Genomic DNA, 26,314 nt, shown 5'->3' with positions numbered 1-26,314 from the left:
ACAGGTTTTTCGAAGTAGAAGTGGTATATACATCACAACAATTTCGCGAGACATGCAACAGCCCAAAACACCTGCCTCACGCCGCATGCGTGTAATTTTTGCATTGATGGCCGTTTTGGTTCTGGCCATTGGCTTGGGTGCCTACGCTTATCAAGCTACACAGAAAAACCCCGACGCGGTAAGCCCCATCGATTCAGGCTTCGCCCGCAGCATGTTGTTGCACCATGCCCAAGCCATTCAAATGTCGATGATGATGCGCGACAAGGCGTCTCCCGAAATTCAAGCCTTGGCCCAGTCCATCATCATGAAGCAAACCCGGGAAATGGGCGTGATGGAAGGCTGGCTAACCGCCTGGAACGAACCCGTGATGCTGGCCGGTCCACCCATGGCTTGGGTAGAAAATGCCACCAATGTGAGGCACCTGGACGACCAACTTTACCAGGCCCAATGCAAAGCCGACGGCGGTGCCATGGCTGGTGTAGCCACCCCTGAACAACTTCAACAACTTGAAAACGCCACGGGCACGGAAAAGGAAATTCTTTTTCTTGAATTGATGCTAGCCCACCACCGTGCAGCCATTCCAATGGCCTGGTTTGCCAACCGAAATGGTGAAGCAAGCCTGGTCAAAGCCTTGGCCAGTGCCATGATTCGAGACCAAGGCATGGAAATTGGCTGGATCCAATTGAAACTACAACAACTCAAAAAATCCTGAACCGGAGACATTCCCAATCATGTTGAATAAACCAACACAAGTGGCGCTTGGCGCTGTGCTGTTACCCACGCTGCTTGCCGGCTGCCTGGGCGGCTCCGATTCCAGCAGCAGCAACGCCGGGGTACGCACCAACCCCAGTCAGGTCGTGGATGGATTAAACATTACCGCCACGCCACAAGGCCAGTGTGGCCCAGGCTCAAGACCTGAAACAGGCATGCAGGGTCGGGTTTCTCAAGCGGATCACGATGCGGGTTTGGCTGCGGCAGGCTTCACTTGCAATACACAAATGGTGGGCTCGTTTGCGCCCGAGCGCGTAATTGGTACCGTGGGTGGCTTCAAGGTTGAACGTTACCGCGACAAGGCTGGCCGTGACTGCGCATTCGCAGACAGCACCTTGTTGTTCCCCACCAATATTCTGGACCTGGAATTGGGCGTGAATGTGTTCGACATGAGCGACCCCACCAAACCCGTGCGCACCGCCCGCCTGATCACACCCGCCATGCTGTCGCCGCATGAATCACTGGTGGTGAGCCAGGAAGGTGGCGTGTTGGCCGCCGTGTTGGGCAATCCGGCATTTGGCCCGGGCATTGTCGATATTTACGATGTGTCCGAGGACTGCCGCAACCCGGTGTTGAAATCGTCAACACCCCTGGGCTTGTTTGGCCATGAAAGCGGCATTTCTCCCGACGGCAAAACATTCTTCTCGGGCTCGCCTTCCACCTCCACATTGGTAGCACTCGATATTTCCAATCCAAGCCTGCCACGCCCCCTGTGGGCAGGGCAATATTCATCGCATGGTTTGTCGATCAGCCCCGATGGCAACCGCGCTTATGTGGCCAGTATTGGCGACCCGGCCGGTATGTTGGTGCTGGACATTACCGACATTCAGGCCCGCAAAGCCAACCCCGAAGTGCGTGAGGTTTCCCGCCTGACCTGGGACACGGTGACCATTCCACAAAACGCCATTCCGTTCACCAGCAATGGCAAACAATATGTGATGGAAGTAGACGAGTATTCCGGTGGCAACAGTGGGCCCTTGCCTGTGGGCATTCACGGCCCCAACGTGGGTGCGGCGCGCATTATCGATATTTCGGATGAAACCAAACCCAAGGTCATTTCAAACTTGCGGCTTGATGTGCACAACATTGCCAACCGCGAAGAAATTGCAAGTGACCCCGGCGCACAGAACCCCACAGGTGGGTACGCAGGACACTACTGCAACATTCCAACGCGTGTGAACCCGACCATTGTGGCGTGCAGCATGATTTTGTCAGGTCTGCGAATTTTTGACATTCGCGACCCCGCCAACCCGGTTGAAGTGGCCTATTTCAACGCCCCGGTGAAGCCGCGTGTGTTAACGTTGCCAGCACCCGCCAGCAACTGGGCCATGTCCAGCCCGGCATTTGTGCCTGAACGCAAAGAGATTTGGTACACCGATGGATACCAAGGCTTTTATGTGGTCAAGGTGACCAACAACGCGTGGAAATAATTCAACCGGAATTGATCTCAATGAACTTTCAGTATTTGAATCTTGAAGTGGCCGACCGTGTAGCCACAGTCACCATCAACCGGCCCGACAAGGGCAATGCCTTGGCGCCTGATGTGCTTGAAGAAGTAACGGCGATGTTCAACGCGCTGGGTACAAGGCAAGATGTGAACGTGATTGTGTTCACCGGTGGCGAGCGATACTTTTCTGCAGGCTTTGACCTCAACGAAATTCGCAAACTGGAAAAGGTGAACAACGAAGCCTACACTGCCCTGTTTCACCGCGCATACCGCGCAATTTTATTCTGCGAACAACCTGTCATTTGCGCTGTGGGCGGTGCTGCCATTGCAGGCGGTTTTGATTTGACCATGATGTGCGACATTCGCTATGCCTCCACCCGTGCCAAGTTCGGGCAGCGTGAAATTGTGTTGTCGTTAACGCCCATCATGGACCCGCTGTGGCGCATCATTGGCATGGGCCGCGCCAAGGAAGTGGCGCTGACTGGTCGCATTTATGATGCGGCTGAAGCTGAGCGCATGGGCTATGTCAGCAAGGTGTTTCCAGAAGGCGAGTTGTTGAGTTCTGTTGCACAAATTGCACGCGACATGGCGCAGTACGACCGTGCGTGTTTGGCTGAAACAAAGCGGCTTTCAAATGTGGTGCTGAATCAAGACCTGGACATGTCCATGCGCACGCAGGAATGGCTGTTCAGAAGTTACATTGGTTCAGTAGACAACCACCAGCGCATTGATGCGCTGCAAGCCCAACTGGCCGCAGCGCGGAAAGCCAAAAGCTAAATCTGCTTTATTGGTAGCGCGCATACTCCACGGGGTCGTGCGCGCAAAACAGTTCTACTTCATCGCCACTGCTTTTCACCAACTCACGCAAACGCGCCTGCGTGGCCACGCGCTCCGCAGGCAGTGTTTGCACCAGCTTTTCAAAAAATGCCACGCCAGCGGGCATGGGGTCTTCGTGCTTCAAGGCCACTTCACTTCGGTGAAAATAGGCATCGCCGCAATGCAACAGCCACTTCTTGCCACTGTCATTGCCCTGCTTGACCGCCACCCCCACATGGCCGCGGGTGTGTCCGATCAGTGGCACCATCAACAGGTCAACGCCTGCGATCGGGCGAATGGCTTGAAAGCCGTACCAAGTTTCAACTGGTTCTGAATGAATAACCCACTGTGGGCCATGCTCAAACTGCGCTTTTCTGAATCGCAGGGAATCGCGCAGGCTTGGCTTGATTGCATGCCGGTGTTCTGGCTCAAACACATGCACCTGCGCATCGGGAAAATCGCTCAAACCGCCTGCATGGTCCAGGTCGAGGTGGGTGGGAACAATGTGCTTCACATCACTCGCTTTAAACCCCATGGTTTTGATTTGCTCAATGGCTGTTTCTTCCATTTTCAATTGTGGTGCCAGCATGGCCACAAACCCTGCGCCCAAACGCCGGTTGGGCTCACGCACATCACCTGTGCCCACGCCTGTGTCCACCAGAATCAAACCCTGCTCGCTTTCAACCAGCAAGCAATGGCACACCATGTTCGCCCGCTCAAAAAAACCACCACTGCCGTTGATCAATCGTTTGCAGATTGGGCACATGGTGCCGCAATTCATGTGGTGAATTTTCATCGGTCAATTTCCGTGTAGTTGTACATGTTCAGTTTAAATTGCAACCCGTCCACAATGCCTTAAGCTGCTCAATTCGCCAACTCCTGAACCAACAATTCAGCAAAATAATCACAAGGCGGGCGCTTTGACTTTGTACTTCTGGACAACACCACCTCCACTGGCTGCAAACTGGGCAAGCCTTCCTCTGCCCCCAGTCGCACCAGGTGCGAGGGCACGCCACACTGGGCCAAAGGCGCAATGGCCAGACCAGCGTCTACCATGCTGACCAAGCCCTGCACAGCCGGGCTCTCATACGACATGCGATAGGGAATTTTGGCTTGCTGCAAGGCTTTCAGGGCATGGGCGCGTGCGGTGCTGCCCTCACCAAACACAGCCAGCGGCAAGGGGCGCTCTTTCCAGATATTTTTGTTGCTGGGCGAGCCAACCCACACCAAGGGCTCCATGCGCAACAACACTCCCGGGCAACCCTTGGTGCGTGTAATCACGGCCAAGTCCACTTCATTGTCTTTCACCATCTGCGCAATGTGATGGCTGGGTCGACCCACCACCTGTATTTCCACTCGGGGGTAAGTCGCAGAAAATTTCCGCAACACCGGTGGCAGCAAAGACGAAGCATAGTCATCGGGCACACCGATGCTGACCCGCCCAGTCAATGCAGGTCGGGTTAATTCTGCAAACGCTTCATCACGCAAGGCCAACATTTGTCGGGCATAGCCCAGCAAGGTATGCCCTTCGGCTGTCAACTCCAGGTTCCGGGTGTCGCGCAAAAACAGGGGTTTACCCAGCAGGCTCTCCAGCCCCTTGATCTGCATGCTGACCGCCGAGGGCGAGCGATGTACCAAAGCAGCACCCGCCGCGAAACTGCCCGAGTCAGCCACTGCAACAAGCATGGCCAGAGCGTCCAGATCGAGTTTTTTCATTTCATCAGTTTTTCTGAATAATTACTTCAATTTAATTCGTTTTACGAAATTTATCCAGCATTCAATAATTCACCTCGCGATTCACCCATCAAGGAATATTCAAAGTGCAAGACCTGAGTTCGCTGTATGCGTTTTTGGTGGTGGGCAGTTTGTTGTCCATTACACCTGGCCCCAACATGATCTATGTGATCTCGCGTTCAATTACTCAGGGGCGACGCGCTGGGTTGACCTCGCTGGGCGGCGTCATTGTGGGCTACCTTTTTTACATGTTTGGTGCCGCATTTGGGATCACTGCTTTCTTTAAAACACAGCCTCATGCCGCGCAAATACTGAGTGCCTGTGGTGCGGTGTACATGGGTTGGCTGGGGTGGAGTGCCATTCGCCCCAGTGGTCGCTCGCCACTTGAAATTCGCGACCACTTACCGCGCGAACATACAGGCAAACTATTCGCGATGGGTGCCACCACCAGTTTGTTGAACCCAAAACTGGCGCTAATTTTTCTCACCCTACTGCCGCAATTCATTGACGAAACACAAGGCCAGGTATTGGAACAGTCGCTCTTTTACGGCGGTATACTCATCGCGATGTTCGCTGGCGTGAATGCGGGCATGGCGATGTTTTCTGGCAGCATGGCCAGTTTTTTGGCTCGAAAACCCGCGTTACTTTTGGCTCAACGCCTGCTCATGGGAATTACTTTACTGGCCTTAAGCGCAGAGATGGCATTACAGGCCTTGGGTTGATATGCTTGGGTTGTTGTAGAAGATTTGCCCAAGGAATTTGACAATGTCTCAAGCGGCTATGCCCCTTTTCCCTCTCACCACGGTGCTATACCCACAGGGTATTTTGAACCTTCAAATTTTTGAGGTGCGCTATCTCGACTTGATGAAAAAGTGCCTGCGCGACAACACGCCCTTTGGTGTTGTAAGCCTGCTAGATGGCAATGAAGTGCGCCGCCCAGACGAGAAAATCCAATTGGCCAAGATTGGCACGCTGGTGAACATCGAAAAACACGAGTTTGTGACACCTACACTGATCGAAATTTCAACCGTGGGCAGCCAGCGATTCAAGTTATTAAATGCCACACAAGAGAAAAACGGCTTGTGGATGGGCGAAATTCAAATGCTGCCTGCTGACCCTGTTATTGAAATTCCAGATTACCTTCAAGGCAGCGCCAATGCCCTGGCCAACTTGATCAATTCAATCGACGAACAAGGAATTACCGAAGAACAACTGCCATTTCGAAAACCTTACAAGTTGATGGACAGCGGCTGGGTGGCCAACCGCTGGTGTGAATTACTGCCCTTGGACAAACCCACCAAACTCCAGCTTTTAGCGCTCGACAATCCTTTGCTGCGCCTGGAGTTGATCGATGACACCCTGGCTGCGCAGGGTTTGCTCAAGAGTTGACCAAATTGCGGAAGCGGCCTACCATTCGGCCATGATTACACTCAACAGACTCACTGCAGCCTCACTGCTCGCATTGCTGAACGGCAAGGCGTGTGGCTGCGTGCAGCTTTGTCCGCCGGCCGCACATTCCTAAGCCCGGCGATCACCCACCACACCTTTCAATTTCGCGCACACCAAACGCATCGCCGGGCAAACTCCAAGCGCAACAGCCTGAGAGTTAAAGATGACAAAATTACGCACGTCCGAACGATGGATAAACGAGCTGGATTTGGCTCGCATTTCCAAATTGAACACCTCACTCCCGCCTGAGTTGCTGGAAGCGATTGATGATGCCGAGGTAACCACACCGCAAGAAATGCCAAGCGATGTAATTACCATGAACAGCCTGTTCACGATTGTTGAAACAGAAAGTGGACACAGCAAAAAACTGATGCTGTGTTACCCCAGCGATGCGGAACCTGCAAAAGGCTGTGTTTCCGTGTTATCCCCGGTGGGTGCCAGCTTGCTGGGGCGAAAAGCAGGCACATTGGCACAATGGGCAAGCCCAAATGGCGAGCAACATTTCGCCATGGTGAAAGAGATACTGTTTCAACCCGAGGCCAGTGGTGACTACATCACCTAGCCCCTCAGCTGTTGGCAGTAATCACCACCTTGCCCACCACCTTCCTGTCCAACAAGTCTTGCAGGGCCTGTGCGCCCTGCGAGAGCGGATAAAGCTTGGACACCAGTGGTTTCAGTTTGCCTTGTTCGATCAAGGCAAACATTTCGCCAAGGTCTTTGATGAAGTCAAACAACTGTCGATTCACAAACTCGCCCCAAAAAACACCCACAACCGCGGCACCTTTCAACAGTGGTAAATTCAGAGGAAGGCTGGGAATTTCACCGTCTGCAAAACCAATCACCAAATAACGTCCATTCCAGCCAATGCTTCGAAATGCAGGCTCTGCATACTTGCCGCCCACCGGGTCAAAAATTACATTCGGCCCTTTACCACCAGTCAATTCTTTCACGCGTTCACGCAAATCGCTGGTGCTGTAATTGATCAATTCATCAGCCCCGTTCTCTTTGCAAATAGCCAGCTTTTCTTCTGAAGAAGCGGCAGCAATCACCTTCGCGCCCAAAGCTTTCGCGATTTGAATGGCAGCCAAACCCACGCCGCCCGCAGCACCAAGCACCAACAGGGTTTCCCCTTCTTTCAGTTGTCCTCGAGCTTTCAAGGCATGGTAGGAAGTGCCATAGGCCAAGGTAAACGAGGCGGCAGTTTCGAAATCAATGGCCGCAGGCATTGGAATAATCTGCTTGGCTTGAACCAGCACTTTTTCAGCGAACGCTCCGTGTGTGCACATTGCAATCACGCGGTCACCCACTTTCACATTCTTTACACCCTCACCCAGCGCAGCCACTACACCGGCCAACTCAGCGCCAGGAGCAAACGGCAAGGCGGGCTTAAACTGGTATTTGCCTTGAATAATCAAGGCATCGGGAAAATTAACCCCCGCGGCTTTCATGTCCACCACCACCTGCCCCGGGCCCGGTTGTGGGTCGGCAGTTTCCTGAAACACCAAGGTGTCGGGCAAACCAAGGCTATTGCACATCAATGCTTTCATTGTTTGTCTCCTTCTTATTTTGGCAATGTGGGATTTTGTTGCCCCAGAATTTCTTGCATACGTGTTTCAATCACCGGGAACATGTAACTGTGTGGAATCACATAGAAACGCTTCTCGGAAATTGCATTGAAAGTTTCCACGGCCATGTCACTTGCAGTTAACTGCCCGCTGGCAATGGCCTTGCCAATTCGCTTGTTCAATTGTGCAGAAAACCCCTCAATTGGCATGGTTTGCGCCACATCGCTTGGGCGGTTGCGCTCGGAATTGCCAATACCAGTGGGCACCCAAGCCGGGCACAACAGCGAAACACCCACCGTTGATTGAGTCATTTGAAGCTCAAGGCTCAAGGTTTCGCTCAGCGTTACCACACCGTGCTTGCTCACGTTGTAAGCCGCCATACCGGGGTTAGACACCAACCCGGCCACCGAGGCTGTGTTCACAATATGCGCCTCGCCACCCTGTGCCTGCATGCGTGGCAGGAATTCAGAAATACCGTGCACCACACTCCACAAATTCACTTGCAAAACCCATTCCCAATCGGCCACGCTGTGTTCCCAGGTGGTGCGCGCCAAGGCCACTCCCGCATTATTGAATAGCAAATGCACGGCGTTGAATTTTGAATATGCTGCATCGGCAAGGGATTTTATTTCTGCTGCATGGCGCACATCGGTGCGCACCGCCAACACCCGATCAGCCGGCAAGTTCAGTTGTTCTGTCGCCGCAAAAAGTGCAGCCTCATCGATGTCGGCCAGCACCACATTCATGCCCTGTGCTGCTGCATGTTTGGCCAAAGCCAAACCAATGCCACTGGCCGCCCCAGTGATCACGGCAGTTTTGCCGTTGAATTCTTTCATTGTTCACGTCTCCATTTGCTTTTATTGTTCAGTGTGCCTCTAGCGAGCCAACTCAGATTAGCAGAAGGTGAGATGAATTTGGGTCACCGCATGGAACTAGAAGCGAAGTGCTAATATTGACTACAGCCACCTCAGAGAATCATATGACATCAGAAATCAATAGCCAGGAAAAACGTGTCGCAGTACTCGTGGACTGCGACAACACCACACCAGAAATTCTGGAGTATGCACTTCGAGTGGTTGCACAATTTGGTCGAGTGGTGGTGCGTCGTGGTTACGGAAATCATTCAACCCTGGCCAACAAGTGGCAAGACGCCTTGGTTCGCTTGGCATTCACCCCCTGTTTGCAATATCAATATGCCTCAGGCAAGAATACCGCAGACATTGCGTTGGCACTGGATGCAGTTGAAATATTGTTTGATGAACGAGTTGACACTTTTTGCCTGGTGACCAGTGACTCCGACTTTGCTTATTTGTGCAGAAAGCTGAGAGAACGCAGCGCAATGGTTTATATCGTTGGAGAAGAAAAAACACCGGATGCACTGCGCAATGCAACGGATCAGTTTTTCGAGTTCCAACCACCAGAAGCCACACCCAGTAAGGATCAGTCCAAACAAGTTGCCAAGAAGCAAAAACCCAAAATGCTCAAGTCAGCCGTGGCTTTGTTGGTAACCGACTCCCCGGAAGGTTGGGTAGGTTTGGGTGCTCTCGGCAATTACTTGCGTCGCAGCGATCCAGGATTTACACCGAAAAAATTTGGTCATTCCGGATTGCTCGAAATGGTAAAGACTTTTCCTGATTTAACAACCAAATACGAGGGTGGAACACATTGGGTGACGCTCAGAGAAACCAATGAGAACAACAACGACAAATAAATTCGTATGCACCAATCAAGCTCTCGAATGCTTAAGCTGATCCTTGGCACACTGCTGATATTTTTTGCATTAAGCAGATCAACATGGGCCGCATGCACTTACACCACCATTGCCAACCCCCACCCGGATGGCATTGGCAAATCGTATTGCGGCCGTCAAATTTCAAAAGTAATGGGCTGGCAAGGTGCACCCTGGCTTGAGCGCCCGCAGCGTCTTGAAGAAGAGCGCACCGATTTACTGATCCAGAAATTGAATTTAAAACCTGGCATGGTGATCGGCGACATTGGCGCGGGTACCGGGCACATCGCCCAACTGATGGTTGAAAAAATTGCACCCAACGGTGTGGTTTGGGCAGTTGATATTCAACCCCAAATGATCAAAATGCTGCAAAAGAAAGCGGAGGGTTTGCCCAAAGGCCGCATGCAAATTCGACAATCGGACGAGAAGAACCTGAACCTGCCCGACCGAATACTGGATGTGGCGATTATGGTCGATGTGTATCACGAGCTTGAATACCCGCGCGAAACGCTTCAATCGCTGATGAAGGCTGTCAAAAAAGGCGGAAAAATTGTGTTTGTAGAGTACAGGGCCTTTGACCCCGATGTGCCGATCAAAGCCCTGCACACCATGAGCGTGACGCAGGTTCAAAAAGAGGCAGAAGATTTGGGCCTGAAGTACGAGAAGGCCGAAAGCCTGAGTTGGCAGAACATGATCACATTCATCAATCCGTAGTTGAGTCGTTCAACCAACGCAGCACGCCCTGTCCTGCAGCCATTCCCGTGGCGAAGCAAGCAGTCAGCAAATAGCCGCCAGTGGGTGCTTCCCAATCCAGCATTTCACCCGCGACAAAAGTACCGGGCTTGTTGGTCAACATGTAATTGTTGTCCATGCTCTCGAAGCGCACGCCGCCCGCTGTGCTGATGGCTTCATCAATTGGCCGCGCCGCATGAACGGTAATCGGCAGGGCCTTGATGGTTGAAACCAGTTTGTCAGTGTTCTTGAAATCATCTTTGCCCAACACTTCATGCAACAGGGCCAACTTCACACCTGCAATGCCCAGCTTGCTTTTTAAGTAGCTGGACACAGACTGGCTGCTGCGAGCCAAACCCGCCACTTCAGTTCGAACCCGATCAACGCTGCGCCCCGGCAACAAATCGAGCGTGAACGTTGCACTCCCCTGCGCATTCAAGCGTTGGCGAATTTCGCGCGAGAATGCGTAGATCAAGCTGCCCTCTACACCATGCTGACCAATCACCATTTCACCTGGCCGCTCGGTTTCCCGTCCATGCTCGTTCGTGAATTTCAAAGTTACAGATTTCAACGGTGAGCCGGAAAATTTTTCGCGAAGGTAATCGCTCCACGTCACCTCAAAACCGCAATTCGCGCTTTCAAGTTCAGCCACATCAACACCGGCCCCACGCAACAGGGGAACCCATGCGCCATCGGAACCCAGCTTGGGCCAACTTGCGCCGCCCAGCGCCAGTATTGTGGCCGTGGGTGAATATTCAACTGAACCATTCTGCGTAGAAAATTGCAATTGGCCCTGCGCGTCCCAACCTTGCCACCTGTGGCGCACATGCATACGCACTCCTTTGCTTCGCAATCGATGCAACCAGGCCCGCAACAAAGGCGCTGCCTTCATTTCCTTCGGAAAAACTCGCCCTGAAGTACCCACAAAGGTTTCAATGCCCAAACCGTGCACCCATTCGCACAATTGCGCAGGGGGCAACAAATCCAGTGTGGTTTGTAAATTGGGTTGCCGGTCTGCATAGCGGGTACAAAACTTTGTGTACTCTTCGCTGTGTGTAATATTGAGCCCACCGATGCCCGCCAACAAAAACTTGCGTCCAAACGAAGGCATGGCATCAAACACATCCACCTGCACGCCAGCGTTGCTAAGCACCTCCGCGGCCATCAAGCCCGCAGGACCGCCGCCAACAATGGCCACTGATTTATTCAAGGTGTCAGGCATGCAGTGATAGGCTTAATTTGAAGTTTAATTGCGAAGTGGTTTGAGCAAGTGGCTTAAACCGTTGTGGTCAATTTCCTGCATCAAGGCAAGCAAACGACCAATTTCACCTTTCGGAAAGCCCTCACGGGCAAACCAGTTCAGGTAATTGCCGGGCAGGTCTGCAAGCAACTTGCCCTGGTGCTTACCAAAAGGCATTTTCATGGTCACAAGCTTTTGTAGATCGTCTGGATTCATTTAAAAATTATAAAGCATGAAACCCGCCGCCCAGCAAGGTTTACCCTTGCGCGTTAAATCTGTACCCGCGTACCCAACTCCACCACCGCATTCGAGGGCAATCTGAAAAAATCCACTACACCACCCGCATTGCGGCTCATGGTGGCGAACAATTGCTCGCGCCACTTCGCCATGCCCGAACCCGCCGTGGGCACCACAGTTTCGCGGCTTAAAAAGTAAGTGGTTTCGAACAGAGAAACTTTAAGGCCCACCTCGTCAGTCAACTCCAAAGCCTTGGGAATGTCAGGCGTGTTCATAAAGCCATAGCGCACCGTCACTTGCCAAAACCCGCGGCTTAGCGACTTCACCTCAACGCGGTTCAAATTGCCAACCCACGGCACACTTTCAAACACCACCGTCAATATTACATTCGATGCATGCAGCACCTGGTTGTGCTTCAGGTTGTGCAACAAAGCCATGGGTACTTTGTCAGGATCCGCCACAGGGTACACGGCCGTGCGGTAAGCACGGTTAATTTGATCCACATTCAGTGTGGGCAAAAAATCGTTCAAATCAATACCGTCTTTCTGAATGCTTTTAATCAATAATTTGCGGCCACGCCACCAGGTGGACATCACCACAAACAGGGCCAGGCCCAACACAATCGGGAACCAGCCACCATCCAGCAATTTAAATGCGCAGCTGACCACCAGCAGTATGTCGATCAGAATGAAAAAGATAGTGGCACCCAGTGACAGCAACGCAGGCAAGCCCCAGCTGTGGCGAATCACGAAGTAAGTCAGCGTGGTGGTGATCAACATGGTCAAGGTGACCGCGATACCATAAGCCCCCGCAAGGTTCGAAGAATTCTGGAACATCAATACCGCCAGCAACACGCCCGCCAACAACAGCCAGTTCACAGCGGGCATGTAGATTTGGCCGGATTCTTTGGCCGAGGTGTACTGAATTTTCATGCGCGGTAAAAAGCCCAGTTGAATGGCTTGCTTACTCATGGAATACGCACCAGAAATAACCGCCTGTGATGCAATAATGGCTGCCATGGTGGCCAAGGCCAATGCAGGAATGACCGTGGTTTCAGGGAACGAGCGATAGAACGGGTTTTCAATGGCGCTGGGGTCTGCGATCAGCAATGCGCCCTGCCCCAAATAATTCAAAGCCAGGCTGGGGAATACAAAAAATGTCCACGCCAGGCGAATCGGCTTTTTACCAAAGTGTCCCATGTCGGCATACAAAGCCTCCGCACCTGTTAAAGCCAACACAATGGCGCCAAACGCGGCAAACAAACCCCAGCCTCTATCGAGCACAAATTGAACAGCATGCACCGGATTCAGTGCATATAAAATTTCGGGAGCATTTGCAATATTGACCACACCCACCACGCCCAGCGTCACGAACCACAACACAATAATGGGTCCGAAAAACTTGCCCACCACTGACGTGCCATGGCGCTGTACGAGAAACAGGCCAATTAAAATTAGAACGCTGAGCGGAATAATATAGGGCGTTAATGTAGGAGTAATCAGCGTTAGCCCTTCCATGGCACCCAGCACTGAAATGGCCGGTGTTATGACACTGTCGCCATAAAACAGCGTGGCACCGAACACACCCACCAACAACAAAACAGTTTTCAATCCGGGATTTTTGCGCACAGCTTCCGAAGCCAGGGCTGTCAACGCCAATCCACCGCCTTCACCATTGTTGTCAGCCTTCAAAATCAGGATCACATACTTCAAAGTGACCACCAGCATCAAGGCCCAAAAAATGACGGAAATGGCGCCAGTCAGGTTCTCGGGATTCAATGGCACGCCACTGTTCTCACCAAACACCTCTTTTACTGTGTACAACGGGCTGGTGCCAATGTCGCCGTAGACCACGCCAATGGCGCCCAAGGTCAGGGCAGCCAGGCCAGCTTTGGTTCTATCTTTTGAGTCGGGCTTGTTCATGATTACAACGCTTCAGCAGTGTGAAAACAGCCTGCATCATGCGCTGCAACATATTAGGAAGTTATAAGGAAACTTATTCGCTGGCCAACATACGATAGCCAACACCGGTTTCAGTCAAAATAAAGTGTGGATCTGCCGGATTGTTCTCAATTTTCGCGCGCAACTGGCCAACATACAAACGTGTGTACTGGGTGTGCTCCAGGTACTCAGCACCCCATACATCCGCCAGCAGTTGTCGGTGGCTTACCGCCTGCCCGGCGCTACGAACAAGCCGGGCCAGCAACTCGTACTCAGTCGGCGTTAACTTGACACCTTGACCTTGCAACAACACTTCACGCTTCACCAGGTCAATATTCAAACCATCGCGCTGATACTGCAAAGTGGCTGGTTGCGCCAAATTGCCACGGTGGCGCAAGGCCACGCGAATGCGCGCCAACAACTCGCCCACACTGAAGGGCTTCACCAGGTAATCATCGGCACCAGCATCCAGCAATTCAATTTTGCTGTCTTCATGCGGGCGGGCTGAAATCACAATCACGGGCGCACTGCCTGCCTTGCGGGCTAGTTGCAGAAAGCTTTTGCCATCGCCATCGGGCAAACCCAAATCAAGCAAATACAAATCAAAAGTTTGCCCATCGGGCTGATTGGCCAACAAGGCCTTGGCTTCAGACAAACTGGCCGCCGTGGCCACTGAATGCCCCTCCGTGCTCAAGGTGTTGCGCAACGCCTTGCCCAGCTCGCGGTCGTCTTCAATCAATAAAATACGAATGCTCATGCGTGTTGTTCCTGCACAGCGGCCAGGGGCAACGCAAAAGTAGCCAAAACGCCCTGACCTGAATTTGCTGGCGAGGAAAAATTCAAACGACCTGAATGAACCTGCGCCACGGCATGGCAAAGCTGCAAGCCTATGCCCAAACCACGGGATTCATCACCCTGCAATTTGTGTTGACCCTGCATGCCTTGGCCACGGTCTGCCACTTGAAACACCACCTCATTCTGCTGTTGCAACACAAGCAGTTCAACTGAACCAGGAGCACCCGAATGTTTCATGGCATTGTCAATCAAATTGTCCAACACCTGCTCCACCAGCACCATATTGCAATTCACCAAGGGCAAGCCAGCATCCACTTTCACGGTGGGCAAATACAGGGTCTTGCGTTTCCTCAGGCGCTGCAACACGGCCGCTACCATGTCTTCCACCGATTCCAGTTGCATGGGCACCTGTACCTGTTCACCACTCAGCCGTGCCAGCGTCAACGTGTTGTCGGTCAGGCGTGCCACCTGCTGCGATTCCTCTTGAATCAACTCAGCGTAATGTCGAATTTCATCTTTGCTCAAACGGTCAGTTTGTTCCAGTATCGCCGAGGCGGAAGTCATGATGCTGGCGAGCGGTGTGCGCTGATCGTGCGCAATCGATGTTAAAAACAAGCTTCGGGTTTTCTGGGTTTGCGCCGATTCACGTGCACTTTGGGCACGCAACACATTGTCGCGACGCTCACAGGCCAAACCCATTTGGTCCAACAGGGCCTGTGCGTCCCGCACCCACAAGGTCTGGTTAAAATCAACATCACCACCCACGCAGACGCACACACCATAGGCCTTCGATTTGCCACGCATGGGCAGGTAAAGGTCTTCAAGGTTGTCGTAACGCCCGGTGCTTTTCCCCAGCGCCTTGTTCTCCTTCAGGCAGGCATTGAACGCCTTGATTTGTGCAGCATTCAGTGAGTCAACCTCGGTCGCAGCAAAACCAACCACCACTTGTGCACAACCCTCGGCCATGCCAAACAACAACTGCTGTAAATCTGAAAGAAGTTGTTCCGGCTTGTCGACCTCACGCAGCGTTTCACTCCACTGCATCAGCTGCAAGGTGCGCTGTGCCTGTTGCCGTTCAAGCGCTGCAATTTGCTTTTGCCGCCGCAACAAATAGGTAATTAGCCACGACACGCCCATCATCGTGATCAGCAAAATGCCATGCTCATGAAGGTCAACATGAAATGTGTGCACGGGGGGCACCATTTGGTAGTTGAACATGAGCACCGCAAGCGCGCTGAGTGCCAGCGAAAGCGCCAAAGGCAATAACAGGGAATAAATGGAGGACACCAGAACCAGCACCACGGGCGCATTCGCAAGCGTGACCCAATCGTGCGGATACGCCAGCACAAGCATGAGTGCAGCCCACAGGCCAAAGCCCCACATTCTGAATATCAAAGAGTTAAGTCGCATTTGCCCAGTTTATACCGGCGCATGCTTGCGAAAATCAAGTGATCATTTAAAACGGATTGCTTCCACAACGGAAAAAATAGGGCAGCGAATCAATCGGCGCTGGCACCGTCACATCTCGCGGCCCTTCGTACTGCACACCGGTATCCACATGCTTCCAGCAACCTTTTGGTACATAAACGTTGCGGCTTCTAGCCCCCTGCTCTACCACCGGGGCCACTAATACATCCGGGCCCAACATCCATTGCTGGTCTTCCTGCCGGGCGCGTTCATCCTTGGGATACTCCACCCACAAACCCCGAACAGGCGGTACACCCGTGGTTTGTGCCTCTTGCCACAGCTTGATGATCAGTGGTGCCGCTTTCAAATGCAGCTCGGCCGCCTTGCGCCAGTGTTCCAAAGTTTCTTCGCCATAAAACCAGGGCATGCGCACGCCGTTGCTGGAAGAGTTATGCACCCTGAACACAGGCGACAACGCTGCCCAGAATGACCAGCGTGTGTAAAGCTCAGCGCTGGCCGGGCCTGTGTGAAAGTCAAAGTAGCCACCAATGTCGGTGTTGTAGCCGTACGAACCTGTCGCACCACGACTCAACATGTCTGTGGTCAATGAGGCGATGCCCGAGGCGCGGGACCAATCGCTGGTTTCATCACCGGGAAAATTCGATGACTCAAACCCCGAACTGCCCTGCCGCCCCGAATACCCGGCACGGGTCCAGAAAAAAATGTGTCGCCCGGTTTTACTTTCAATGTCATCGATGATTTTTCGGGTGGTTTGGTGAAACACGGTCGGGTAATGGTTGTGCATGGTCGCGCCTGTGCTGCCGTCAAAAAAATGCATGTCCAGCGCAATGTGTTCGCCAAAATCCTGCATAAACCCGTCGGCCCCAAGCTCTTCCAGCATCTCTCGAATGCGACCTTCCCACCAAGCAACCGCCTCAGGGTTGGTGAAGTCGATGGCAGCACCCAGCCCGCCAAAGGGCGTGCCAAACAGGTAGGGCAAACCGGCAGCATCATTCACCACATACCCCTCTTGCAAAGCTTCAGTGAAGGTTTCAGGCCTCTCGGTGTTGGCCACATCAATACCCACATAATTTCGAATGTACAAATACGCGCGTATGTTTCTGTCATGCAATGCCTTGATGACTGTTTTGCTGGTCTCGCGTTGCAAAATTTCCCAACCTTCAAACACATAACCTTTCACAGGCAATTTGAAAGCATCCATCTTCGCAATGTCGTCCCAAATTTTAGCCTCGTAACTGGTGGCGTCATCCGCCTCAGCAGACAGCACCCGCACTGCACGTGACAGAGTTGGACCTAGGTCAGCTTGCATCGGCACTCGGTGGCGTCCCTGCAAACCCGACAAACCTTGCAATGCTTTTTTCTCTGTGCCGGGTACCAGCAGGTAAGTCATCTCGCTGCCCGACACATTCACCTGCCATGCATCAGTATTTGATGCGCCCAAGTCGTAGCGTGAAGGCCGTGTGCTGTCCAGCATGAAGCCATATCCGCCCGTAGACGCAAATGCTGTGGAAATGTAGTACGCAGCATCAGGCCCGGAAGGGAACATATAGCCCTCACCCTGCCCGGAAGCCAAATTGGCCACAGGTGCCAAGGGGCCTGCGCCAATATTTTGTGCCTGAATAAAATTGGTGAGCAAGTTGCCGCGCTGGTTTACAGCGTTGTGCCGCCCACCAAAACCGTAAAACGATTCCTCTAGCTGCAATACAAAACTGTCAGCCACCATTACCACACCCGAAGCTGGCTTTACTGCCATGCGCACTTCAAAACTGTTGTTGTCTGCAGGCGCCATTTCCACATCAATCACACGCCCCGTCGGGTCGTTGGTGGCAATTGTCAATGCCACACCGGTTGCGGTTTTGTTGGCCTCCAACACTTCGGTGCCGTGGTACTGCAAACCCACCAAAGCCTGTGTCAGGTAGTTGCCCACCCATGGCGTGGCCCGCAACTGGGGCGCAATTTCAGCGCCCACCATGTAACTGAAAGGCGCATTCAACAACATGCGCGGAAGGTAGTCGCTGCCCAACGGTTCATCCACAGCAAAGCCCGGTTCAAACACACCACCACTGCTACTCACCTGCTCAAGCACCAACTCGTCGGCTGCATTAAAAAAACGAATCCTCAACGGGTTTTTCAATACTTCCACCCTGCCATTGGCATTGCGCATGGCGATGGTTTGCTCGCCCATCTCTACCTGCGCGGCTTGTACAGCGCTGGGGGACGTGCGTGCAGCATTGGCCGCCGTTGTGCTGTCGCTGCTGCCCAAACAGCCATTGAGCAGGCCTGCTGTTGCAACCATCAACAAAGGCAATGCAAAGTGGATACTGCGTTTAAACAAAGTGTTCATGCCCATCCCTCAAATCAATTTCTGAATAGATTCAAATTCACGCAGTCCGCCATTGCGGCATAACCTGCCGGGTTGGGGTGCAGGTTGTCACCACTGTTGTATTCCGCAGCCAAAAAACCCGCACGGTTTTTGTCTTCCAGACACTTCTCAAAATCCACCACACCGTCACTCAAATGTTGACTGCGTATCCAGGCATTGGCTTCATCACGAGAACGTTTTGCGGCATCAGTACCGTGCAATACAGGCACCAACTCTGTCACTGTTCCTTGCGCAGGCGGTATCGTGCCCAGAATAATTTTCAAGCCTGCATTCCGGGCTTTTGCAATCAACTCTTTGTACCCGGTAATCAATACTTCAGATGTGGGTGCTTGCCCCGGCTTGGGGTTTCCGAAATCGTTGGTGCCTATCATCACCAACACATGGCTTACACCCTGGGTTTGCAGTACATCGGCATCGAAACGGGCAAGCAGTGATTTGCCAAACTGGGGCAACCAGCCATCACGCAACAACTCGTTGCCACCAATGCCTGCATTGGCCACGGTAAAAGGCATGCCAGCATTGTTGAAGCGGCGCTGCAAGTGATTGGGATAACGTTGGTCGGTGGCCACCAGTGGCGAACTTCTTCCGCTTAAAAATGCTGTCGTTGAATCTGACCCATCGGTGATGGAATCGCCCACCGCAACCACTGTGCTAACCTCGGGTTGCGCAAGCACCTCCAGTGCTTCAATCACCAAAAAATTGGCGGTGTAACCTTCAGGCGCCGCCACAAACACGCTGCCATCTGCACTGGCCGCATGGTCGCCGGGCAGGCTCAGGTACAGCACTTCATTCGCATTCAAATGGCGGGTTACCTGTGGCGTAAGGCCCGGTGCGTAAAAACTGACCCCCAAGCGTTTAAATGCTTGCACCGGGTACACCATCCAGTCGCTCACCACCGTTTCACCGGCCTGTAAAGTTTCGCTGGGCTGGCCATTGAAGGTGAGTAAACATTGCGTATTTGGAACCATATCGGCACTGCCCGGTGCGGCTTCCTCAGCCAAATGAATATTGCTAAAAGTAACTGGAAGGCTTGAGTACCTGTTGCTTAAACGCAAGCGCACCACATTACCCGCCCAGTGCGGTGCAAACGATTGCCGCACCGTCAAAAAGCTGATGGGGTGCGTAATCAGCGCGTCGCCGGGTGCAGTTTTCCATGAGGTAACCGCGCGGTCCTGCACTGTGTTGCCCTGAATGGATGTGCAAAAGTTGGCACTACTTGCACGCACCATGGCAGAGCTGTCGGTGTCACCGCCCTGCTGACCACCACAGGCTGCCAGCAACAGGGCACAGGCCAGGCCCACAACACGCGTGAATGGAATATTCATAAAAAGGCAGGAATTGGAAAATTTGACACGATTGCGTATCAGAATAAATGTGATACGATTTCGTGTCAAATATTTTAAAAATATGCAAAAAACCGTGACTGAACCCAATCAAACCCTGCCCCAGCCAGCCACACTTCGCAGCTATGGTGGCAAATCCGCCGAGGAAAGGCAGGCTGCACGCAAACGCGCATTGGTGGAAGCTGCCGTTGAATTGTTTGGCACGCAAGGTTTTGCGGCCGTAAGCATTGATGCCATTTGTGCAGAGGCAGGCCTGACCAAACGTTACTTCTACCAAACCTTTCCCAGCCGCGAAGCCCTGTTGACTGCTGCCTATGAATCAGCCACGCGAGACTACATGCAATCCATTTTGGCGGCAGTGGCCCCCCACCTCATGGACGCCCGCAAACTGGTCCGCGCCGGGCTTGAGGAAAGCTTTGGCTTTGTACAGCGCAACCCTGTTAAAGCGCGGCTAATTTTGATTGAAGCCATGACCGTGCGTGGCCAACTGGGCGAAATGTACGGTGAGCGTTACGATGCGTTTGTCGATCTGATGCTGCAATTTACCCGGCCGTTTTTAAGCGACCCCAAAGTGCCCGACAAAGTGCTGCGTGTAATGGCCAAAAGCGCTGTGGGTGTAATTATTCATTTGTGCCAAAGCTTGATAGCCACCGACTTCAAACAACCAGTCAAGGAACTGGTGGACGGCACCGAGCGCGTGTTTGGCGGCATGGGCCGCGAACTCGGCGTGAAAGGCTACATTTGAGTGCAATACATCGCAGGTATACTGCCGCATGAACGAATTACTTCTGCGCCTGAAACTGGCAGTTGCACACCCTCACGACGACAAAGTTTCCGTGCGTTTTCTAGCCGACATGCACGGCGAATCCGCCCATGGCGCACTTCTGCTTTTTCTCGCAGTACTTACGCTACTGCCCATTCCCTTCTCAGGCTTTTTGTTCTCATTTGGAATATGGGCAATTGCACGCATGATGTGGATCAACGACAGCAGCCACGGCCTGCCTGAATCGGTGTGCCGCGTTCAACTGTCAAAAACATCAGCTACCCGGATGATCAAGATTTTGACGTGGATATACACCAAAGCCGACCTGGTGTGCAAACCACGGCTTGAAGCACTGAGCAGCCCCGCCCACAGGGGCTGGCTTGTACCCTTCATTGCCCTGATGGGATTTATTATTTTTCTACCCATACCCGGTGGCAACGGCACCCCCGCAGTTGCGCTCATTTTGATTGGGCTCGGGTTAATGGCGCGCGATGGTTTAGCGATCATCGCGGGCATTATGACTGGCCTGGTGGGTGTGGGAGTGTTGGGGGTTTTGGTGTGGTTAATTGTGGGGGTGGTTTAGAAGTACTACTTGTTTTTATACCTGCCAGCGACACTAAGGAAAATCAGAAGTAGAGACAAAGCAATCAAAAAACCGAATCCCAAACCAACCAGCATTTCCAAATCAGCTGTGCTCTCGCAGCAGTTTTGGCCCAGCTGAATTGCCAAACTTTCCCAAACTGATTGCGGTAAATTGATAAACCATAGCGCGGGTGTTCGCAGCCACATTGCAGCAAACGCTACACTGAAAAGCATCACCCACAGCACGCTCAAAAAGTATTTAGTTTTTCTATTCATCGGACCACCAGTTTTGCCCAAGCTGAAATGCTTTTCCCTGGAATTTCGAATAATTGCCCTGATCGCAACATGGTTCTTAAATGAACATAATCAGATAACTTATCAATCACAATACATCCTTCGCTGATGCCGCTTGGCCCCCTAGGATGTAATCGAAACTTGCCACGTTTTACTTGATCACACCAGGTTTCATCATCGATATTTTCATCGATTGCGTACAACGCAAACCAATCACTACGCCCATTAAATAGATCATACAACCACCCTAGTTTGCCACCAGACTGTCTATCAAGCACACAATACTCTCCGGGCGGTATGGGCCCTTGAGAATGAAAGCAAACTGATAATCGCTGATTGACATGCCCTCCAAGACCGGAGAACGCCGGGAATTCACTGGCCCCTAGACGAAGACTACTCATCGGTTGATTGTTTAGTTCAAAATAACAACGACGCATGGTTGAGGCTCGTTAGGCAAGAGTTGCATGTGGAATTTCTTTTGTGACTTGAACATCGATTGAGTTCAACAACCTTGTGGATAGTTTTTTGATTCATGCGGGGATTTGAGCGAGTGCAGCAAAAATAATGACTGAATTTCGGCCGAAGTGGACTTCAGTTAATTGCTGAAAAATCACAGCTTTCGACCCTCAGCCGACGTTAACCTATCGGGCAAAGCAATGGCGGCTTTCCGAGTACTGCTGACGTCCTGAGCCGTAGTTGAACGCGAACTGATCTGCCGAACCAGCCAATTTTGTCATCGTGACGGAAAGACTCATATTTATATCGATCTGACGGACAGAAAATTATTGAGTTGCTAATTCAATATGCCTAGCTATAGCCAGTGTGCGATGCTCATTTAAATTTGCGGCATCGCCCATCATAAAATATCGCGCATTAAGGAGACCCGTATGCAGGACTTGGACGATCAGGTGCAAAAACTAAGAGCGATTTTTCTGAGTTCCATCACATCCGTACCAATAGCAGATGAAGCCGCAGCGAATGAGGCCTTGAAAGCCTATCAGAGCCTTCAACACGCATCGGATCGCCTCTTCGATTTATTGATTGTCTTGGAGAATACTGGCCAAACAGTTGGCACCGTGCGCTCTCTAGCCAATCATTTCTTTTTGGCTGATGTGCTAGATAGGGTTAGCGAGCCGATTGCCGAGGCGCTCAACAACATTGCGGCTTGCCTGCCCGGAGTTGCCAAGCCAGACGGTAATAGAATTCCATCTGGACCCGTTCAACCGGGCACTTCTCCTTCTCCGCAAGTCACTGCCTTCGTGCGCGCACTCAACCATGAGTCGGCTTGGCTGGAAGCCATGCTCATAGGCCGTGCCTTCACGGTCCTCAAGCGATTTCCATTCTCGAATGCTCGCACGAAAGCGGTTGCGGACGCAGCGACTCGGATCAAACGGCTCGGCTACGCCTTTTCGATCCGCTCAGGCCGATACCAGCTTAGGGCTGAGAGTATCGAAAATATCGTCGGCGAAATTTGGAAATGCCTCCATCGCCTAGGCTGTCTCAATGCGCTGGCGAATATCATGCAGGCGGCCCTTGATACCCAAGATTACGCCTATGAACAAATTCTATTCGGCAGGAAATATGCCAGCGGCCTTGGCTATCGGTCCCCAGCGTTGCCGACCGGGCTGCTCTATAACATTGCCGTCAAGCTACCGGCTCGAGGATCCAACGAACGAAATGCCAAGTCCTTTTGGGAAAAGGCTGTCTGCCTAGCACGCGATCTCGTGGCGATGCTCGACCTCGAACCCTATTCACAATTTGCGTTTCTAGGATTGGATGCCCAATCCTTGGAGGATGGACTTCGAGAGGTTGCTCACTACGACCACTGCTTCTCTCTTCGTCAGTGGCATCTTAGCTTCACGCCTCAGTTTCTCACCGGTTTTTTCGGCGACGGCTTCGATGCCGATATGAAGCAGCAGCTCGGCTGGAATGTTTCGGATGCGATACAGTTGGCCCAGGTTCTTAGAGCTCATGCCAAACCGGGAACTCAAGTAGTACCGATCCCGTTGGTTGAAAACAGCTTCGACCAGGGAGTTTTTAAATCCATGTTACCGTTCTTTGCACACAGAGAGGGAGAGGCTAATAAAGACTATCGTTCCCCTTTCGGGGCCGAGGGTCCAGACGCAATCTTCAAACCGCTCATTCTGCTCAAGGGAAACAGTGTCGTTCTGCCAGCGGCCTCGGTGCTGGGCCCAGCTCTATTCGAAGCCACATTCGCAGCCTGGAGAGCCAACAAGACCAATCAGGAAATTTCCTGCCTGAGAGGCGATGCGGCAGAGCGGCTGACAAAACACCTATTCGCCAAGCACGGCTTTCAACCTTGCTTCGAGAACGCGATCTACGATCTGGGTGAAGAAGGTGCCGGCGAGTGCGATTTCGTATTCGAGGATGAGGAAAATATCATCCTTGTCGAGTGCAAAGCGAAGGCGCTGACCCGGGGCGCCATGACAGGCACGCAGGGCGATGCGTTACTCGATTTTGCGGGTGGCTTATTTGCGTCTCAAGCTCAGGCACTCAGACATGAGCGTATTTTGCGGAGTTCCGGCGCGATACATTTCCGCGACGGGACGCTGCTGGAATTTCGAGACCGGCACATCACACGCCTCACTGTGACTCTGTTGGACCACGGCGCGCTCCAGGATCGATGGATGCTTATGAACGCCTATAACGCTTTGTTGTCGGTCCAATTCGCATGTGATTCAAGCTATACAAAAAGAAGGCAAGTCGAGGAATTCAACACCAATTTGCGCTTGTTTCAGGAAGAGACACGCCTGCTGGAGGCGGCAGGCCAACACATCAACGCCCATCCTCTCAATGCCGCTTCCGCGAGCGTGGCCCAGCTCGACGTCCTATTGAACAGCGTGCAATCACTGGCCGAGGTGAGGACGAGGATATCCACTCACATGACGTTCTCGACCTTCAATGTGCTCCTGGAGTACTTTCATCAACAGAGGACGTATAGCCAAGGTCAACCTTCTTAACGTTGGCGCTGGTCGAGATCGGGGACCGAGGCTGAGTATGTCTTGTTGACCGGTTTGCAGATCAGTGTGAATTGGTATTCTGGTAGGTTTCAGAGGCGTAGCAGCCGTTCAAGTTACCGCTCTCTGATGATGACGAATTTCTGCTCTCGGCCGATCGGCCATGCTAACAAAGCAGCATTGTGACTGCTTCAGCCGAAAACCAGCCAATTACTCAACTTGCCTTGAATGTCAGCTCCGGCCGAAAACCAGCCATCAAAACCAACATCAAGCCCTATCCCTGTCCCTGTCCCCGTCCCTCAGAGCCAGACTCATTTTTGACATCTTTAGACACATCTTTAATCATCAATCTTTTCACAAAAAATTATCAATGAAAAAATTCTTACCAGTTCCCTATCGGATCTCAACGGACTCGTACAAACAAGCCACGCGAAGCTTTGGCTCCAAACGTGCAGGCTGCCGCGCACATATGTTCATCGGCAAGAAAACACAACTCCGCTACCAATAAAATCAAAACACGCTTGGCTCTTTTAGCAATCTACTTTCTGGCTAATTGATCACGACACTGCCCAAGCCAAACGCATTACCCAACACAGCGATAAGGTGCCTCAGCTACCTCAAATTCATCAAACATCGTTGGTAAATTGGCCCCTGGCCATTAAATTCCACTTGCAGCACTTCCAGCGTTTCAGCAGCACATGCAGGCGCAATTTCCCGCTCACCCCAACTAAAACCCAAAATTGCTTGCTTTTCTACTGTTTGCGGCACTGCCACCCAAACGCTGGCGGGTGTGCCAACAACATCTAGATTGGCTCCGTTCAATTTAAAATTGTTGTTCAAGTCAGGCCCCAGGGAATCAAGCAGCGTAGCGGCATCCACAATCGCCGGGGCATCGTCAAGAAATGCGCCCATGGTGATCAATTCAAGAGCACGGTACCGCGCATCGAAACTGTACTGCTCTGCCCTGTTCGTGTAGCCCGTATACACCTCACGTAGACCAACAAACATCAATCCCCCAGCCATGGCGAGCAGCAACAGCGCAAGCCCCAGGCCTTTGATCAAATCAACACGAAGAATCCGCTGGTAAAGCGGGTTGTAGCTGCGCGCCATGCGAATTTTTTTGAATACACCCACGCAATGTTTGGGCAACAGGACCAACTGCAACACCACCAGCATGGCCAGTATCACTCCCAGCAAAGGCCATTCACCCAGCCAACCCATTTCACCATGCAATGAAGACAGCGCAACCAACAGGGTCACGCCAAGCGTGTACTGGGTCAGGGCATTGAATTTCTCACGCCGCAGGGCCTGTCCGCTTTTTACAAAATCCGCAACCAAGGGCGCGGCCTGCAAGGCTAGGCCCGCGGCTGGCTTGGGCAGTTGTTGCACAAAAAGTTGACTGGCTAACATGAACTTCGGGGTATTGTCGCTGCGTGTTTCATTCCACACAGCCACATGGGTGCCAACTGGAAATTCAACGCTCTTGGTGGCAAAGTGTTGGCGAAGCTGATTCAATTCCTCCTCGTTTTGAACCACAAACAAAATTCGTTCAGGTGTCATGCAGGTCAACACCAACTCAATTTCTTCCATCACGAAATCTGTCAAGTCGCGCACATCCAGAACCACTGCCCGCGCATCGCCCAGCGAGCGCCACAAGCGCGCCTTCCAGTCCTCTTTGGCTTCCAGGTTCAAATACTTTGAGCCTGCATAGGCCAGCATCATGGGCACCAACAAAACCGGTTTCAGAAAATGTGGCACACGTTTTTTGGGGTCACGAATGCCAGACAACCTGAAGTCTGCCCCCAAAGCCACTTCCAGCATTTCTCGCACTTTGTAACTGCTGGCATCTTTTTTAAAACTGCGCAGATAAAACACATTGGTACTTTGCTTTGGCAGTGCAAGCGCATACACCACAATCAAGAAAGCAGGCGCAAATAAAGCCGTGCCAGCCTGAATCAAGGAAACCTGATCATTTTGCGAAAAGCTTAATAAAAAAAGCCCCGCGCTGACGAGCAAATTGATCGCAATTAAAACAGCAACAAAAGGTCGAAAGGTGTAAAGCGGATCGCTAAGGGGCCTGGGCAGGGG

Annotated in this window: 25 protein-coding genes; 11 read left to right on the top strand and 14 right to left on the bottom strand. The window is 52.3% G+C overall.

Features of this window, described 5'->3' with window-relative positions; translation table 11 throughout:
• The first annotated feature begins 52 nt into the window (after positions 1-52).
• The 3 genes from FCS97_RS10920 to FCS97_RS10910 are packed head-to-tail and all read left to right on the top strand — an operon-like array spanning position 53 to position 2,995.
• Positions 53-712, top strand: a complete 660-nt coding sequence (locus FCS97_RS10920; protein ID WP_138518457.1) for a DUF305 domain-containing protein — start codon at positions 53-55, stop codon at positions 710-712.
• Between the two features lie 19 nt (positions 713-731).
• Positions 732-2,201 carry an LVIVD repeat-containing protein gene (locus FCS97_RS10915; RefSeq protein ID WP_138518456.1) on the top strand — a complete coding sequence of 490 codons (1,470 nt, stop codon included), beginning with the start codon at positions 732-734 and terminating at the stop codon, positions 2,199-2,201.
• 20 nt (positions 2,202-2,221) lie between these two features.
• The gene (locus FCS97_RS10910; RefSeq protein WP_138518455.1) at positions 2,222-2,995 is read left to right on the top strand and encodes an enoyl-CoA hydratase/isomerase family protein; all 774 of its coding nucleotides are present in this window, start codon (positions 2,222-2,224) and stop codon (positions 2,993-2,995) included.
• A 7-nt stretch (positions 2,996-3,002) separates the two neighbouring features.
• On the opposite strand, the gene FCS97_RS10905 is transcribed toward FCS97_RS10910, so the two are convergent.
• Together FCS97_RS10905 and FCS97_RS10900 are read right to left on the bottom strand one after the other, a co-directional pair.
• On the bottom strand, positions 3,003-3,830 hold the full coding sequence (locus tag FCS97_RS10905) for an MBL fold metallo-hydrolase (protein ID WP_138518454.1): 828 nt from the start codon (positions 3,828-3,830) through the stop codon (positions 3,003-3,005).
• 68 nt (positions 3,831-3,898) lie between these two features.
• Positions 3,899-4,750 (bottom strand): LysR substrate-binding domain-containing protein, encoded by an 852-nt coding sequence (locus FCS97_RS10900; RefSeq protein ID WP_138518453.1) that lies wholly within the window; start codon positions 4,748-4,750, stop codon positions 3,899-3,901.
• Positions 4,751-4,854: 104 nt separating this feature from the next.
• Between FCS97_RS10900 and FCS97_RS10895 the strand changes: the two genes are divergently transcribed.
• The 3 genes from FCS97_RS10895 to FCS97_RS10885 all read left to right on the top strand — a co-directional run bounded on the left by FCS97_RS10895 (position 4,855) and on the right by FCS97_RS10885 (position 6,779).
• The gene (locus FCS97_RS10895; protein WP_138518452.1) at positions 4,855-5,490 is read left to right on the top strand and encodes a LysE family translocator; all 636 of its coding nucleotides are present in this window, start codon (positions 4,855-4,857) and stop codon (positions 5,488-5,490) included.
• Between the two features lie 43 nt (positions 5,491-5,533).
• A complete protein-coding gene (locus tag FCS97_RS10890) occupies positions 5,534-6,157 on the top strand; it encodes an LON peptidase substrate-binding domain-containing protein (protein WP_138518451.1) in 624 nt (207 codons plus the stop codon).
• A gap of 223 nt (positions 6,158-6,380) precedes the next feature.
• Positions 6,381-6,779 (top strand): GreA/GreB family elongation factor, encoded by a 399-nt coding sequence (locus FCS97_RS10885; protein WP_138518450.1) that lies wholly within the window; start codon positions 6,381-6,383, stop codon positions 6,777-6,779.
• 4 nt (positions 6,780-6,783) lie between these two features.
• Here the strand turns inward: FCS97_RS10885 and FCS97_RS10880 are convergent, their stop codons facing one another.
• The gene (locus FCS97_RS10880) at positions 6,784-7,764 is read right to left on the bottom strand and encodes an NADPH:quinone oxidoreductase family protein (RefSeq protein ID WP_138518449.1); all 981 of its coding nucleotides are present in this window, start codon (positions 7,762-7,764) and stop codon (positions 6,784-6,786) included.
• A 14-nt stretch (positions 7,765-7,778) separates the two neighbouring features.
• Positions 7,779-8,618, bottom strand: coding sequence for an SDR family NAD(P)-dependent oxidoreductase (locus tag FCS97_RS10875; RefSeq protein ID WP_138518448.1), 840 nt, complete (start codon positions 8,616-8,618; stop codon positions 7,779-7,781).
• 143 nt (positions 8,619-8,761) lie between these two features.
• Here FCS97_RS10875 and FCS97_RS10870 point away from each other — a divergent pair, with 143 nt between their 5' ends.
• Positions 8,762-9,493: an NYN domain-containing protein gene (locus FCS97_RS10870; protein WP_138518447.1), complete on the top strand. Its 732-nt coding sequence runs from the start codon at positions 8,762-8,764 to the stop codon at positions 9,491-9,493.
• A 27-nt stretch (positions 9,494-9,520) separates the two neighbouring features.
• A complete protein-coding gene (locus FCS97_RS10865; protein WP_246066258.1) occupies positions 9,521-10,225 on the top strand; it encodes a class I SAM-dependent methyltransferase in 705 nt (234 codons plus the stop codon).
• Here FCS97_RS10865 and FCS97_RS10860 read toward each other — a convergent pair.
• The 7 genes from FCS97_RS10860 to FCS97_RS10830 all read right to left on the bottom strand — a co-directional run bounded on the left by FCS97_RS10860 (position 10,215) and on the right by FCS97_RS10830 (position 19,591).
• On the bottom strand, positions 10,215-11,465 hold the full coding sequence (locus tag FCS97_RS10860; RefSeq protein WP_138518446.1) for a TIGR03862 family flavoprotein: 1,251 nt from the start codon (positions 11,463-11,465) through the stop codon (positions 10,215-10,217). The two genes, FCS97_RS10865 and FCS97_RS10860, sit on opposite strands and share 11 nt — an antisense overlap.
• Before the next feature lie 24 nt (positions 11,466-11,489).
• A complete protein-coding gene (locus tag FCS97_RS10855) occupies positions 11,490-11,699 on the bottom strand; it encodes a DUF3820 family protein (protein WP_138518445.1) in 210 nt (69 codons plus the stop codon).
• 53 nt (positions 11,700-11,752) lie between these two features.
• The gene (locus FCS97_RS10850) at positions 11,753-13,642 is read right to left on the bottom strand and encodes a potassium transporter Kup (RefSeq protein WP_138518444.1); all 1,890 of its coding nucleotides are present in this window, start codon (positions 13,640-13,642) and stop codon (positions 11,753-11,755) included.
• Positions 13,643-13,715: 73 nt separating this feature from the next.
• Positions 13,716-14,417 (bottom strand): response regulator, encoded by a 702-nt coding sequence (locus FCS97_RS10845; RefSeq protein WP_138518443.1) that lies wholly within the window; start codon positions 14,415-14,417, stop codon positions 13,716-13,718.
• A complete protein-coding gene (locus tag FCS97_RS10840; RefSeq protein WP_138518442.1) occupies positions 14,414-15,865 on the bottom strand; it encodes an ATP-binding protein in 1,452 nt (483 codons plus the stop codon). Before FCS97_RS10840 ends, FCS97_RS10845 begins: the two co-directional genes overlap by 4 nt.
• A 46-nt stretch (positions 15,866-15,911) precedes the next feature.
• The gene (locus FCS97_RS10835; protein WP_171035276.1) at positions 15,912-18,227 is read right to left on the bottom strand and encodes a TIM-barrel domain-containing protein; all 2,316 of its coding nucleotides are present in this window, start codon (positions 18,225-18,227) and stop codon (positions 15,912-15,914) included.
• Between the two features lie 14 nt (positions 18,228-18,241).
• Positions 18,242-19,591 (bottom strand): GDSL-type esterase/lipase family protein, encoded by a 1,350-nt coding sequence (locus FCS97_RS10830; protein ID WP_138518440.1) that lies wholly within the window; start codon positions 19,589-19,591, stop codon positions 18,242-18,244.
• 94 nt (positions 19,592-19,685) lie between these two features.
• Here FCS97_RS10830 and FCS97_RS10825 point away from each other — a divergent pair, with 94 nt between their 5' ends.
• Positions 19,686-20,354: a TetR/AcrR family transcriptional regulator gene (locus tag FCS97_RS10825; RefSeq protein ID WP_171035275.1), complete on the top strand. Its 669-nt coding sequence runs from the start codon at positions 19,686-19,688 to the stop codon at positions 20,352-20,354.
• 28 nt (positions 20,355-20,382) lie between these two features.
• Entirely contained in the window at positions 20,383-20,955 is a 573-nt protein-coding gene (locus FCS97_RS10820) for an exopolysaccharide biosynthesis protein (RefSeq protein ID WP_138518438.1), read from the top strand.
• A gap of 5 nt (positions 20,956-20,960) precedes the next feature.
• Here the strand turns inward: FCS97_RS10820 and FCS97_RS10815 are convergent, their stop codons facing one another.
• A complete protein-coding gene (locus tag FCS97_RS10815; protein ID WP_138518437.1) occupies positions 20,961-21,230 on the bottom strand; it encodes a hypothetical protein in 270 nt (89 codons plus the stop codon).
• Complete coding sequence (locus FCS97_RS10810) at positions 21,227-21,685, bottom strand: DUF2778 domain-containing protein (protein ID WP_138518436.1); 459 nt, start codon at positions 21,683-21,685, stop codon at positions 21,227-21,229. Before FCS97_RS10810 ends, FCS97_RS10815 begins: the two co-directional genes overlap by 4 nt.
• Positions 21,686-22,135: 450 nt before the next feature.
• Between FCS97_RS10810 and FCS97_RS10805 the strand changes: the two genes are divergently transcribed.
• Positions 22,136-24,229: a hypothetical protein gene (locus tag FCS97_RS10805; RefSeq protein ID WP_138518435.1), complete on the top strand. Its 2,094-nt coding sequence runs from the start codon at positions 22,136-22,138 to the stop codon at positions 24,227-24,229.
• A 609-nt stretch (positions 24,230-24,838) separates the two neighbouring features.
• On the opposite strand, the gene FCS97_RS10800 is transcribed toward FCS97_RS10805, so the two are convergent.
• A complete protein-coding gene (locus tag FCS97_RS10800; protein ID WP_138518434.1) occupies positions 24,839-26,185 on the bottom strand; it encodes a hypothetical protein in 1,347 nt (448 codons plus the stop codon).
• Between the last annotated feature and the right edge of the window lie 129 nt (positions 26,186-26,314).

It is taken from the genome of Limnobacter alexandrii, from assembly GCF_005871185.1.
In the GTDB taxonomy this organism is placed as follows: Bacteria; Pseudomonadota; Gammaproteobacteria; order Burkholderiales; family Burkholderiaceae_B; genus Limnobacter; species Limnobacter alexandrii.
The sequence above is the reverse complement of the archived record's forward strand: the minus strand, read 5'-3'. Positions and strand labels throughout refer to the sequence as shown.